The organism is Rhizobium sp. 32-5/1, assembly GCF_029537235.1.
GTDB lineage: Bacteria > Pseudomonadota > Alphaproteobacteria > Rhizobiales > Rhizobiaceae > Pararhizobium.
The window spans coordinates 4,042,951-4,055,602 of sequence record NZ_CP120638.1; the positions used below are offsets into that span (position 1 = coordinate 4,042,951).

Annotated in this window: 10 protein-coding genes and 4 pseudogenes; 11 read left to right on the forward strand and 3 right to left on the reverse strand. The window is 56.5% G+C overall.

Annotation, left to right across the window (positions count from 1 at the left end; all coding sequences use genetic code 11):
* The first annotated feature begins 51 nt into the window (after positions 1–51).
* The 9 genes and pseudogenes from P6U16_RS20265 to P6U16_RS20305 all read left to right on the forward strand — a co-directional run bounded on the left by P6U16_RS20265 (position 52) and on the right by P6U16_RS20305 (position 9,570).
* On the forward strand, positions 52–1,065 hold the full coding sequence (locus P6U16_RS20265; RefSeq protein ID WP_277701970.1) for an iron ABC transporter permease: 1,014 nt from the start codon (positions 52–54) through the stop codon (positions 1,063–1,065).
* A gap of 100 nt (positions 1,066–1,165) precedes the next feature.
* A pseudogene (locus P6U16_RS20270) lies at positions 1,166–1,725 on the forward strand (DUF924 family protein).
* 184 nt (positions 1,726–1,909) lie between these two features.
* On the forward strand, positions 1,910–4,384 hold the full coding sequence (locus P6U16_RS20275; protein ID WP_277703922.1) for a mechanosensitive ion channel family protein: 2,475 nt from the start codon (positions 1,910–1,912) through the stop codon (positions 4,382–4,384).
* Between the two features lie 169 nt (positions 4,385–4,553).
* Positions 4,554–4,817, forward strand: a complete 264-nt coding sequence (locus P6U16_RS20280; RefSeq protein WP_277701971.1) for a hypothetical protein — start codon at positions 4,554–4,556, stop codon at positions 4,815–4,817.
* 230 nt (positions 4,818–5,047) lie between these two features.
* Positions 5,048–5,881 (forward strand): response regulator, encoded by an 834-nt coding sequence (locus tag P6U16_RS20285; protein WP_277701972.1) that lies wholly within the window; start codon positions 5,048–5,050, stop codon positions 5,879–5,881.
* A 224-nt stretch (positions 5,882–6,105) separates the two neighbouring features.
* Positions 6,106–6,603, forward strand: coding sequence for a hypothetical protein (locus tag P6U16_RS20290; RefSeq protein WP_277701973.1), 498 nt, complete (start codon positions 6,106–6,108; stop codon positions 6,601–6,603).
* Positions 6,578–7,480, forward strand: coding sequence for a diguanylate cyclase (locus P6U16_RS20295; RefSeq protein WP_277701974.1), 903 nt, complete (start codon positions 6,578–6,580; stop codon positions 7,478–7,480). The genes P6U16_RS20290 and P6U16_RS20295 overlap by 26 nt, the downstream gene beginning before the upstream one ends.
* A 111-nt stretch (positions 7,481–7,591) precedes the next feature.
* Positions 7,592–9,153 (forward strand): annotated as a pseudogene (locus P6U16_RS20300) (PAS-domain containing protein).
* A 15-nt stretch (positions 9,154–9,168) separates the two neighbouring features.
* Positions 9,169–9,570: a response regulator gene (locus tag P6U16_RS20305; protein ID WP_277701975.1), complete on the forward strand. Its 402-nt coding sequence runs from the start codon at positions 9,169–9,171 to the stop codon at positions 9,568–9,570.
* Between the two features lie 42 nt (positions 9,571–9,612).
* Here P6U16_RS20305 and P6U16_RS28455 read toward each other — a convergent pair.
* Positions 9,613–10,616, reverse strand: a pseudogene (locus tag P6U16_RS28455) (GlxA family transcriptional regulator).
* Here P6U16_RS28455 and P6U16_RS20320 point away from each other — a divergent pair.
* Positions 10,555–10,839: a hypothetical protein gene (locus P6U16_RS20320; protein ID WP_277701977.1), complete on the forward strand. Its 285-nt coding sequence runs from the start codon at positions 10,555–10,557 to the stop codon at positions 10,837–10,839. The pseudogene P6U16_RS28455 and the gene P6U16_RS20320 sit on opposite strands and share 62 nt — an antisense overlap.
* Positions 10,840–11,073: 234 nt before the next feature.
* On the opposite strand, the gene P6U16_RS20325 is transcribed toward P6U16_RS20320, so the two are convergent.
* Complete coding sequence (locus P6U16_RS20325; RefSeq protein WP_277701978.1) at positions 11,074–11,289, reverse strand: hypothetical protein; 216 nt, start codon at positions 11,287–11,289, stop codon at positions 11,074–11,076.
* A 105-nt stretch (positions 11,290–11,394) separates the two neighbouring features.
* On the reverse strand, positions 11,395–11,628 hold the full coding sequence (locus P6U16_RS20330) for a hypothetical protein (protein WP_277701979.1): 234 nt from the start codon (positions 11,626–11,628) through the stop codon (positions 11,395–11,397).
* 118 nt (positions 11,629–11,746) lie between these two features.
* Here P6U16_RS20330 and P6U16_RS20335 point away from each other — a divergent pair.
* Positions 11,747–12,630 (forward strand): annotated as a pseudogene (locus tag P6U16_RS20335) (LysR substrate-binding domain-containing protein).
* Positions 12,631–12,652 lie beyond the last annotated feature (22 nt).

The window sequence follows — 12,652 nt, forward strand, 5'->3', positions numbered from 1 at the left end:
TGCCGCCGGACGGATTTCGGCGGCATCTTCGCCACGGGACCATATCGAACAATGACTATGAAAACTTCCCTTGCCGGCTTAACCGTCCTCCTGCTGCTGGCCCTGTCGGTCTCGGCCGGCGTCTCGCTGGGCTCCGCACCTGTGCCCCTCTCGACAGTCTGGTCGATCCTCGTCAACAGGCTGATGCCGGGGATGCTTGACGTCGTCTGGTCGGCGGGGCGTGAAAGCATTGTCTGGGACGTGCGGTTTCCGCGGGTGATCCTTGGCGGCCTCGTCGGTGCGGGTCTGGCCGTCACCGGTGCGGTGCTGCAGTCGGTGACGCGCAATCCGCTGGCCGATCCACATCTGCTGGGGGTCTCTTCAGGCGGAGCCCTGGGAGCGATCATCGCCCTTCTGCATACAGGGCTGGTCTTTGGGCTCGTCACGGTTCCCTTGTTTTCCTTTGCCGGTGCGCTGCTGGCAACCCTTGCCGTTGCCGGTGTCAGCCGATTGACCGGGCAGGGGGCCGACAGGCTGGTTCTGTCGGGCGTCGCCGTCGCCTTCGTCCTGACTGCGCTGGCCAATCTGATGATCTTTCTCGGCGATCCGCGCGCCGTCCACACCGTCATCTTCTGGATGCTCGGAGGGCTCGGACTGGCGCAATGGTCGCATCTGAGCTATCCGGCGATCGTTCTTGGCGTCTGCCTTTCATGGCTTGTCTTAAGGGCACGGGAGATCAATGCGCTTGCCATGGGAGATGAGACGGCACTGACGCTTGGCATCCCCGTTCCGCGGTTTCGCATGATGCTGTTCGTCGTCACGGCGCTGCTGACCGGTGTCATGGTCGCCTTTTCCGGCGCGATCGGCTTCATCGGGTTAATGGTGCCGCATTTCGTGCGGCTGATCGTCGGTAGCGACAATATCCGGGTCATTCCATTGTCGGCGGCGTTCGGTGCCATAGCGCTGATCTGGGCGGATGTCGTGGCGCGGATCGTCATGGCACCGGAGGACATGCCGATCGGCGTTGTGACCGGACTGGTGGGCGGTATTGCCTTCATCGCGATTTTGCGCCGGCGTTCCTTCTGATGCCCATGGAAAAGACCCATTCAAATCCTAATTGCCTCGCCTATGATAAGTGTGGCTATGACTTTTGTGTCGACACGAGGCAGTGAACAGGAATGAAGCGATGAGCATGGATGCGCCGTTGTGCACCCCGACAGAGATCTTGTCCTTCTGGTTTGAGGAGTTGCAGCCGGAACATTGGTTCCAGCCACCGCCGGGGCTTGACGAGCAATGTCAGCGGCGGTTTCTCTCAACGCATCTGTCGTTGGCACGTGGCATCGCACCTCTCTGGCGCGCAACCCCGGAAAACCGGCTTGCGGCCCTCATCGTTCTCGATCAACTGCCACGCAATATCTACCGCGCCACGCCAATGGCCTTTGCCACCGATGGTCTGGCGCTCAACGAGGCGAAGCTTGCCATCGCCGAGGGCGCTGATTTGGCCGTTCCACCGGATCACCGTTGCTTTTTTACATGCCCTTTGAACACTCCGAAAATCTCGCCGATCAGGTTCTGTCGGTGCAGCTGTTTACCGAACTGGCTGATCCACATTATCTCGATTTCGCTATTCGCCACCACGAAGTCATCCGCCTGTTCGGTCGCTTCCCGCACCGCAACCGGATAATGGGTCGGGCCTCGACATCGGCGGAAGAGGCCTATCTCAGCCAGCCAGGCGCTGGTTTTTAGAGGATTTGTTTCTGTGTCACTATTTTAGGTGCATGCGCCTTTTGCATCCGAAGTCACTGATCCCTATTCATTCGGAATGATGAGATCGTTCGACGATTCTCGATCGCGCATTTCCAGACTATGTTCAAAGGACCAAAGCTTGCCGACGCCATTTAAATTTCTGGTCGTTTTACTCTCGCTGTGGATGACGCTGTCAGCTCTGCCCGCACGTGCGCAGGATGCCGCAGCACCCGTTCCCGAAGCGCAGACGGATGTTGTGAGCGCGCAGAGCCAGGCGACCGACCAACTGAATGCTGCCCGCGAAGAGCTGAAGCGCCTAACCGATCTGGTCGATAAAGCCAAAACCGACGACAATCGGTTGGCCGAACTCAAAGTCGATGTCGATGCAACGGCCAAGAGTATCATCGGGACCTCTATCGCCACCCGGCCGCGGCTAGACGAAATCAAAGCGCGCCTGGCGGAACTCGGAGACCCACCGGCGGAGGGCGCGCCGCCGGAAGCCGGTATCGTCAGCCAGGAGCGGGAACGACTGATCGCGGAACGCGGCGAGATCAACGCGTTGACGGGGGATGCTGAAAACCTGTCGATCCAGGCGACAAAACTCTCCAATTCAATCACGGCAACACGGCGCGCACTGTTTTCCAATACGCTCCTGCAGCATACCACGATCAATCTGGAGGTTCTGCAGAGTGCCTCCTCCTCCTTTGTAACCGAGGGTCAGGAACTGTCACGCAGCCTGACGAGCTGGATTTCCTTTGCCTGGAAATATAAGCGCCTGCAGCTGCTGACAGCGATTTTCCTGTCGCTCTGCGCGGCGCTGTTTTTCCTGTCCGGCAGCTACCGCCTGTTTTCCCCGCTGATCCGTCGCGATGTCACGGATATGGAGCCGGGTTACATCACCAGGCTGTCCGTTGCTTTCTGGTCGACGATGATTCCAACGACCGCGGCGAGCGCCTTCGTGCTGTCGAGCTACTTTTTCCTGCAGTCCTTCAATGTCCTGCGCCCCGACATTGCGCCGATTATCGCGATCACGCTTGCCGTCAGTGTCGGCCTTTTGTTCGTGGCGACGTTGGCCAATGCCGTGCTGGCGCCCAGTGAAGGCAATTGGCGTCTGGTGCGCGTCTCCAATCTTGGTGCGCGACGCTTGATGTTCGCGATTATCGCGATGGCTACGATCAATTGCCTGGATTATCTGCTCGGCGGTATCAGCGAAGCCATGGGCTCGCCTGTCGTGCTGACCGTGGTCAAGAGCCTTTTTGCCTCGCTTTTCATCGGTTTCATTCTGATGATCATGGCGCTGATCAAGCCCATCCTGCCTGTCGGTGCGCCGCTTGACAGCCCTGGTCTTCCCTGGCCGCGGGCCATGTCGGTCCTTTTCGTCGTTGCCGGCGGCCTTCTGATTGCGACGGCGGTGATTGGCTATGTCGGGCTTGCGCGGTTCATCGCGACGCAGATCGTGGTGACCAGCGCGATCCTGGTCACGGCCTATATCGGGATCCTGACCGGCAAGGCTGTGGCCAAGCAGAATGCTTTTGCCGATACGGTCGTCGGGCGTTTTCTCGAAAAACGTTTCGGCATGGGGCAGGTGGCTCTCGACCAAGCCGGGCTCGCTGCTGGCCTTGGCATCTATGCGCTGGTTGTTGTGTTTTTTATTCCGCTGATCCTGCTGCAATGGGGCTTCAAGATCGCCGATATCCAAGCCTGGGCTTACAGGCTGTTCACGGAAATCAAGATCGGCAGCATTACGATTTCGCTGGTCGGAATCTTTGCGGGCATTCTGCTGTTTGCCGCCGGCTATCTGATAACGCGTTGGTTTCAGCGCTGGCTCGATGGTAGCGTCATGGCGCGTTCACGCGTCGATGCCGGGGTGCGAAACTCGATCAGGACCGGCGTCGGCTACCTCGGGGTCGGCCTCGCCGGGCTTATCGGCATCTCAGCCGCGGGTCTCGATCTTTCCAGTCTTGCGCTGGTCGCCGGTGCCTTGTCGCTCGGTGTCGGTTTCGGCCTGCAGAACATCGTCTCCAACTTCGTCTCCGGCCTTATCTTGCTCGTCGAGCGCCCTTTCAAGGTCGGAGACTGGGTGGTCACCGGCACGACTGAGGGGTTCGTCAAGCGGATTTCGGTTCGCGCCACCGAGATTGAAACCTTCCAACGCCAGTCGATCATGGTGCCAAATTCGCTGTTCATCAATGCGTCCGTCGGCAACTGGACCCATCGCAACAAGCTCGGCCGTTCGGATATACCCGTCATTGTCGGTTACGACACCGCGCCTAGGAAGGTGATGGACTTGCTCCTGGAAATTGCCGAGGCGCATCCTCTGGTCCTGCGCAATCCGTCGCCAATGGCAGTCTTCACGGCTTTTGGCGAGACGACCATGACGTTCGAACTACGGGTCTATGTTGCCGATATCGTTAATGGTGGCGGGGTGCGCAACGATCTGCGGTTGGAAATTTTCGAGCGCTTCCGCGCCGAAGGCATCGGTTCGCCGTTCCTGCAGCAGACCGTCGAAGAGGAGCCAGCGCTTGCAGTGCAGGAGGTTGCGAGGGACGCACCTGCGGTGACCGACGAGGACGCGCCAATGGCGGTTGATGCCAAGCCGGTCACAACACCGCGCCGGCCGCGTCGTGTCGGGTCCAGCACGCCGGGTGAACCATCGTAATGCTCATCACGACCATATTCACGCTGTATTCAGCCGCCTTGCAATAAAACCTGTGCAACGCCTTCATTCACAGTCTAGTCTTTGAACGGCTGAAAAAGGATAGCGTTTTATCCATGGCATGTCGCTTTGGAACTGCGCGCATAGAGGGCGGCGTTCGCGCCGATGGGCAATGAAGACAGCGTCGTGTGCATTTCTTCTCGTCATTCTTGCTGCTGTTCCGGCAGCGGCCGCCACCATTACCAACAAGGACACTGAAACAGCGGTGCTTGTCGTGGTCGAAGGCGAAAGCCGTATGGAGATTGCAATTGATGCCGGTGGCTCGGAATCGATATGCCCGGCCGGCTGTTTTCTCACCACCCCGAGCGGCGACCGTATTGGGCTGCAGGGCGATGAGAACGTTGAGATCATCAACGGTTCCGCGGTCGTCAAGTAAAGGGCACTCCCTCCGGGCTGTTTACTGATGGCCACATGCGGCAAAGCTGGAACGGTTGCCTCGCGAAGAATGCCATCCCCCATGCAGATCGAGAGAAACAGCGTTTTTTCATTGGCTGCTTCTGATACCCACCGGTCTATTTCCATCATCTATTTCAGCAAGCGGTTAACGACTGCGAAAACCTTTCTGCGTAGCTTGTTTGCGGGGACAATCTTTCAGATAGGCGATCTATGTCATTTTTTGGCGTTTCCGGAATGTACTATTCCGGTGAATCCTTGCAGCAGCACCGCATTGTGCTTGCCGAAGACTCAAACCTTTTTTCGGCCATGGTGTCGAAGCGGCTCAAGGAGCTGCTTGATATCGATGTAATCGTCTGCCGTGACTACGACGATCTTCAGTTTTCGGTGGAGAATTCATCCTTCCCCGCGACGCTGGCGATATCCAACATCAATCTTCCCGGTGCCGAAAACGGCGAAGCGCTATCTTATCTCACGGATATGAGCGTTCCAACGATCGTGTTCACGGGGACTTTCCAGGAAAGCATACGCGAGAAGATCCTTGCCAAGGACATCGTCGATTATGTCCTCAAGGATAGCGTCTTTGCCGTCGATATGCTGGCGGAATCGGTCTGCCGCTTTCTCACCAACCACCAACACCATGTGCTGATCGTCGATGACAGTCCGACGGCACGGGCGCTGTTGACGACGCAGCTCAAGCGTTACAATTTCCGTACGAGCTCCGCGGAAAATGGTGCGATTGCGCTTGAGATTTTGAAGGCCAATCCGGATATCGGCCTGATGATTACCGACTACAACATGCCCGATATGGATGGTTTCGAGTTGACGCGACGCATTCGCGGCAGCCACGGCCCGCACCAGCTGCGCATCATCGGCGTGTCCTCCTCTGCAAACCGCCTCTTGTCGGCCCGTTTTCTCAAGGCAGGTGGCAATGACTTCATGCTGCGCCCCTTTATCAACGAAGAGTTCTATTGCCGCGTGAACCAGAATCTGGACACTTTGACAAGGATTCAGACAATGACCCCGAAGGCGGTACGTAAGGCGTAATTTTATTAGAAGTTACTGATTTTCCTCTGTTTTCAGCGAATTGTGCAACACCGCGGGTATAATTCTGCGTTCTCACTCATTCCGCGTTCCAAATTAACCAATTTGAAACAACGAAACGGTTTGATTGTGCCAACGAGGAGAATTGATGGGCGAGGTGAAACGGCAAATTGTGCCAATTGCCCGCCTCTTTTTCCACCTAAATAAAATGTTCGAGTCAGCCTTTCATGGGGAAGCGCCTCCGGCTCAACGATGGGATTGGTAGGAACGTGAGCTTTCTCAAAGCGCTAGGGCATGGGAACAACGTGCAGAAGCATCCCGACAAGCGGATGCTTCTCGTTGAAGATTCCCGGATGTTCTCGACGGCGCTGAAGCATGGCTTGGAAACCACGCATGGAATCGCGGTGACGCACTGCTCATCACTGGAGGCGCTGCAGGCTTTGTTAGTGGACGTCGCTGCTGCAGATTTTTCCCTTGCCGTGCTTGATCTCAACCTGCCCGATGCGCCCAACTGCGAGGCTCTGGATTTCGTTCTCTCAAAGGGGATTGCCGCTATTGTTTTCACGGGTACTTTCAACAATACGACGCGCGACTATATCCTTTCGAAGAATGTGCTTGATTGTGTCCTGAAGAACCAACCGGACTCCATCGGCCTTCTCATCGCAGCGGTTGATAGGGCGCTGACCAATAGCAAGACCCATGTCCTGCTTGCCGATCTCGGATGAAGCGTCCCGCTGTGAACTCGTTCAACTGCTGACACGACAACAGTTCCAAGTTACTGCTGTTGAAAGCGGTGTAAGGGTTTTGGAGTTGTTGGAGAGTGCCGAGATTTTTGACGTCGTCGTGACGGATGGCACCCTGTCTGACATGTCGGCATATGATCTGTTATCGGAAATCCGGCTTCGTTATGGCGAGGACGCCTTGGGCGTTGTTGCACTTGACGATCGTGAAGACCGCCAGCAGGTGGTGCGGTTCCTGCGCAACGGCGGCAGCGATTGCATACAAAAGCCTTTTCTGGCCGACGAATTTATAAGCCGTATATTTCAGGTGGCCAGTATTCAGAGGCGTGTTCAAGCGCTGCACAGTATCGCTGCACGGGACTATCTGACGGACATCTACAATCGCCGCTATTTTTTCCAGGTCGGTCCCCGCCTGGTTGATCAATGCCTGCGACGGGGCGGCGTTACCTCGATCGCCATCCTTGATATCGACCATTTCAAGCGCTTAAACGACACCTATGGCCACGAGGTCGGTGATTTGGTGCTGAAAGCCGTCGCCAAAAGGCTTCTTGCGCAAGTGGGGGAAGAGCATTTGCTGGCGCGCCTTGGTGGCGAGGAGTTCGGGATCCTTTTCAACAACCTCAACGTCGCCGATGCGAGCAGCTTCTGTGAAGATTTGAGGATTGACCTCGCCTCTGCGAAGGTGGTTGCGGATGACGAGGAACTCTCCGTGACCGTCTCCATTGGCTTGGCGACGATCGAGAGCCATGAATCCTTCGACAATTACCTGAATGCAGCGGACCAGTTCCTCTATATGGCTAAATATGCTGGTCGCAATCGGATTGTATCGGAATTGACGCTTCTCAACTCCATCGCGTCCTGACCGCAGGCGTATCGCCCGGCGAATTTCCCTGAGAATATTAGCAAAGATTTAGATTTTTTTGTAGATACTCGCAAAGGATGTGTTTTTGCGCATCCTTAACAAAGGTAAGTTATGACGCACGACTTTGAGAATATTCTAGACATTCTCCGGCAGGGCATCCTAATGCTGGATTCCGGCAACCGCGTCAGCTTCGTCAACCAGAATGTTCCGCTGATTTTCGGTCTTCCCCAGGGCGTCATCCGGGAAGGAATGACGGTGGGTGAACTCCAGACGGTCGTGGGGGCGTTTTGACAGCGCCGGACGGGCTGGACACTTGGTTGGAGCGACTGGATCCCGCAAGCTCCGATTCTTTTCAGCTTTCCCTTATCAGTGGACGAACAGTATCGCTGACCTGTTTGCAATCCCGTGTCGGCGGTTGGATTGTTATCTGTGATGATATCTCGATGCTTGTCCGCGTCGAAGTTAGCCTGCAGCTGCAGAATCACCGTTTTGACGCTGCCCTGAACAACATGCCACATGGGCTCTGCATGTTCGATTCGGAGACAAAGCTTATATTGTGCAATGCGTCTTATGCAAAAATGTACATGTTGCCCGAACGGCTCACGCAACCTGGAACGTCGCTGGGGGATATCCTCAGCTATCGTCATAAGGCTGGGAACGGGCCTGCCAATAGCCAAACCTATCACAATGTTGCCGTGGAGGCGAATGCCAAGGGGCTGATAGCAAGCCAGAACATTATTCTGATGGATGGTCGAATCATCAAGATCACCCACAATCCCATGCAGAACGGGGGCTACGTCGCCACACATGAGGATGTAACCCAGACCGTCCGCCTCTCGGAGGAAGTGCTGCAGCATCGCGACAAGCTCGAAGCCACTGTACAGGCAAGAACCGCTCAAATAGAGCGGCAGGCTCTGGAGCTGGAACGCATGCTCGACCAGGAGCGGAATATCAACGAGTTGCAGCGGCAGTTCGTGGCAATGGCTTCACACGAGTTTCGCACGCCGTTGGCGATTATCGATGCCGCCGCGCAGCGGTTACAGCGGAAAAAAGGCGATGTCGCACCGGAATTTCTCAGTGAAAAAGTCGATCAGATCTCGGATGTCGGTTTCCCGAATTGTCGATCTCATGGAAAGCATTCTTTCCGCTGGGCGTCTGGACAATGGAAAAATCGAAATCAGCTATCAAGATTGCGGTATTGCTCAACTTGTGAAGCAGTGTTGCGACCGGCAGGCGATGATCAGCCGTGCGCACAATTTTCACCTTGATCTGGAAGGGCTGCCCGCGCATATCGACGCGGACAATCAAACACTGGGCCAGGTTTTCACCAATCTCTTGTCGAATGCGGTCAAATATTCGCCCGGCGCACCTGATATTCGGGTCACGGGTTGGGAAGAAAGGGGAAACGTGAAGATCTCGATCAGCGACAATGGCGTCGGGATCGACGCAGAGGATCTGCCCCGGATGTTCCAGCGTTACTTTCGGGCGCGCACCTCCACGGGTATCGCAGGAACGGGCATTGGCCTGAACCTGGTAAAGCAGATCATCGAGTTACACCAAGGCTCTGTTGATATCGAAAGTAAGAGGGAGGAGGAACGACATTTACTGTGACGCTCCCCGTGAAAGCACCAAACCAGACACCGTCCTTGTCCAAGCACACTGATGCTGCCTAAAGAAATGATGCGACCATGATAACAATTCTTTGCATTGATGATGAAGCCGATATCCGCTCGCTGATCGTGGAGGAACTGCAGGAGGCAGGATTCAACACGCTCGAGGCATCCAACGGCCGGGAAGGCCTCGAGGTGCTGATCGCAAAATGGCCCGATATCGTCATCTGTGATATCACAATGCCGGAGATGGATGGACATAGCTTGATTGCGGAAATTCAGGTCAACTATCCTGATCTCACCAATATCCCGTTCATTTTCCTGACCGCCCTGACCGACCGGCAGAACAAGCTCGATGGACTCAAAGCCGGCGCTGCCGACTACCTCACCAAGCCGATCGACTTCGATCTCTTGATGGCAAAGGTCTCCGGCTGCGTCGTCCGCATCGAGAACGATCGCAAGACCGGCCGCTCCTTCTAGGCTCGTCATATGACGCAAACGACGCTTCGGGACTGTCGCCGTTCAGCGTGCGGCCTGTAGCGTCAGCTTGCGCTCGGCGCGTTCCTGTTGGGGTGAGCGGTTATAGAGCTCGCGATAACACTTGGAAAAATGCGAGGCGGAAACGAAGCCGCAGGCGACCGCCACTTCAACGACGGGCATGGCCGACTGGACGAGTAGATGGCGTGCGCGGTCCAGCCGGATTTCCAGATAGTAGCGGGCAGGGGAGCGACCCATTTCCTGGCGGAACAGGCGTTCGATCTGGCGGCGCGAAAGGCCGGCGCTGTCGGCGATCTCCAGCAGCGACAAGGGCTCCGAGAGGTTGCCTTCCATCAGTTCGATGATCGACAGGACCTTGGCATTCTGGACCCCCAGACGGGCGCGCAGTGGCAGGCGCTGGCGGTCATGCGGGCCGCGCACGCGGTCGGTCAGGGCCTGCTCGCAGACGCGGTTGACGAGGTTTTCGCCAAAATCCTGGTCGATCAGGTTGAGCATCATGTCGAGCGAGGCCGTACCGCCGGCGCAGGTGTAGATATTTCCGTCGATTTCGTAGAGATCGGCATAGACATCGACCTGGGGAAGCTTTCGGCAAAGCCGGGCAGGTTTTCCCAGTGAATAGCACAACGCTTGCCAGTCAAGAGGCCGGCAGAGGCCAGCACATGGGCGCCCGTACAGAGGCTGCCGACGGAGACGCCGCGATTGTAGACTTCGCGCAGCCAGGCATTGACGGATTTGTTGTAGAAATCTTCGACATAAATGCCGGAACAGACCAGCACCATGGAGGGACGGTTTTCGCCGCCCAGATATTTGCGTTCGTCGGCCAAGGATGAATTGACCTCGATACCGATACCGCTCGACGACAGCACCTGAAGGCCATCGGTCGAGGCGAGGCGCCACGTATAGGCCTCGTAGCCGAGCATGCGGTTTGCTATGCGCAGGGTCTCGATCGCCGCGGAAAACGGCAGCATGGAAAAGTTCGGCACCAGAAAGAAAACGAGGGATCGTTTTTTAGTCATTGGCTTGTTCATGAGACGGTTCCATGGCCAGAGGATGTCGCATTTGTCACGTGGAATCTGGATTCCCAGCTGGCCTGAATACGACATTCGCATGGATGTCCGCGACGGGGAAGAAATAAATATTTGCGACATGGGGCGTGCCGCCTCAAAACTGGTCATTCGGCGATGCGGGCGCCTATTCTTTTTGCCTTCAGCGACGAATATGTCGTTTTCGGAAAACTATGCTGGAAGATGAACGGTCGTTCGTGGAGGTTCCCAATGGTTGCAGAGTTTGCAATTTGCGACGTGTGCGGCTCGCCCATTGCCGCATGTCGGATTTGGAGTATTCGAAGTTTGTGACCCTGTCGTTGCGTACCGAAAGACGCTGAATCAAAAGGGCACTCCGCCGTCATGGTGGAATGCCCTTATCATGCGTCGATCCGATTTCGACAGGACGGTTCGTCCTTTTGTTCTGCCGGGATCAGTGATGTCATCGTGTCGGTTTGCCGCTCTTGGAGGCGGAGGCGGATGGGAAGCCGATATCCTTCAGCGTATCGTAGGAAAGGCCTTCGAAGGCACGTTCGGTGCGGTGCTGCTGCCATGCGCCGACCATACGAGCGCGCAGGGCGAGCACGGACAGGAACAGGCTGGTGGAAAGCGTCGGACGACGTCCGGAAGCGCTGTGTTCAAAGCTTGAGAAAGTCATTGTTCTGGTTCCTTTTGAGGTTTTGGGTTTCAAAAGGTCGCGACCATGTCAGGATAATGCCGCAACCTCATTCATCATTCCAACGAATATATTTGATGTTCTGCATCAAATATCGTTGTGCTTTAGCTTCCGTGAAAACGCGATGTCCTGATGCAGCGATGGGGGCAGGGCATCGATTTCCCGTGCCGCCTTGCGGCGGTTATCGGCAATTCTGCGGACTTGCCGATCACGCGTCATTTGCAGCAGCAGCGGTGCGATCACACGACGGACAACAAAGGCGAAGTTTCCGGCGCGCAGGCGGACTGCGGTTTCGGTTTGCAGACTCGACTTTAGGGACATGGGAGGCTCCTTTCGTCTCGTTCGATGTTTGCAACTTGACTATCGCGCTTCGGTGATGTTCAATCAAACGAAATGATGTGATGTTATCTTGAAGAAAAATTGATCCTGGAGCTTCCCCATGAACATGATGCTGCGACATGCCCTTCCGCTTCTGGAAATGGACATTCTGAAAACCTTCGTCGCCATCGCCGAAACCGGAAACTTCACCACGGCGGCCGAAACGGTCTACAGAACGCCATCTGCGGTTTCGATGCAGATCAAGAAGCTTGAGGAAATGCTCGGCTGCGTGCTGTTCTTGCGGGACGCCCGTTCGGTGTCACTGACGCCGAACGGGGAACTGCTGCTTGGCTATGCGCGCCGCCTGCTGGCGCTCAACAACGAGGCCGTATCGCGCTTCCTGCTCCCGGATATGAACGGCGTCGTGCGCGTCGGTGCGCCTGAGGATATCGGCGAGCGTATTCTTCCAGAGGTGTTGAAGCGCTTTGCGGAATCCTATCCCAACGTCACCGTCGATGTGATGATCGGCAACAGCAGTGTCCTTCGCAAGCGTGTCGAGGAGCACCGGATGGATATTGCCCTGTTCAACAGCATGGCCGGCGAGAATTCCGGGGCGGAGAAATTCTCATGTCGGAAAGACTGGTCTGGACCGGCACCAAATGCGGCACGGCGCATACGCGTGACCCCTTGCCCATCTCGATGTGGGAGGATGGCTGCGTCTGGCGCGCCGACGCCGTCGAAAAGCTTTCGAGAGCCGGGCGCAAATTCCGCGTTGCCTTCCTCAGCGCCCATACGACGGGCCAGCGGGCAGCCATTCAGGCGGATCTGGCCATTGCGCCCCTACCGCGTTACCTCGTGCAGGGTGACCTCGTGGCGCTGGGCGAGAGCAACGGCCTGCCGGAACTAGGCTATTACAATATCGGCCTGCAGGTCATCGACAAAGCATCGCCGCCAGTGCTGGCCGTGGCCGATCACGTGCGTGCGGCCTTCGTCGATCTGCAGTAGAGCTTCGTTCGGGGGCGAACAG

Excerpts from the sequence above, each read along its gene's own strand:
- P6U16_RS20290 (WP_277701973.1), top strand. The coding sequence starts at position 6,106 with ATGGGGAAGCGCCTCCGGCTCAACGATGGGATTGGTAGGAACGTGAGC.
- P6U16_RS20275 (WP_277703922.1), top strand. The coding sequence starts at position 1,910 with ATGACGCTGTCAGCTCTGCCCGCACGTGCGCAGGATGCCGCAGCACCC.
- P6U16_RS20330 (WP_277701979.1), bottom strand. The coding sequence starts at position 11,628 with ATGTCCCTAAAGTCGAGTCTGCAAACCGAAACCGCAGTCCGCCTGCGC.
- P6U16_RS20265 (WP_277701970.1), top strand. The coding sequence starts at position 52 with ATGACTATGAAAACTTCCCTTGCCGGCTTAACCGTCCTCCTGCTGCTG.
- P6U16_RS20325 (WP_277701978.1), bottom strand. The coding sequence starts at position 11,289 with ATGACTTTCTCAAGCTTTGAACACAGCGCTTCCGGACGTCGTCCGACG.
- P6U16_RS20280 (WP_277701971.1), top strand. The coding sequence starts at position 4,554 with ATGAAGACAGCGTCGTGTGCATTTCTTCTCGTCATTCTTGCTGCTGTT.
- P6U16_RS20305 (WP_277701975.1), top strand. The coding sequence starts at position 9,169 with ATGATAACAATTCTTTGCATTGATGATGAAGCCGATATCCGCTCGCTG.
- P6U16_RS20320 (WP_277701977.1), top strand. The coding sequence starts at position 10,555 with ATGGAAAAGTTCGGCACCAGAAAGAAAACGAGGGATCGTTTTTTAGTC.
- P6U16_RS20285 (WP_277701972.1), top strand. The coding sequence starts at position 5,048 with ATGTCATTTTTTGGCGTTTCCGGAATGTACTATTCCGGTGAATCCTTG.
- P6U16_RS20295 (WP_277701974.1), top strand. The coding sequence starts at position 6,578 with ATGTCCTGCTTGCCGATCTCGGATGAAGCGTCCCGCTGTGAACTCGTT.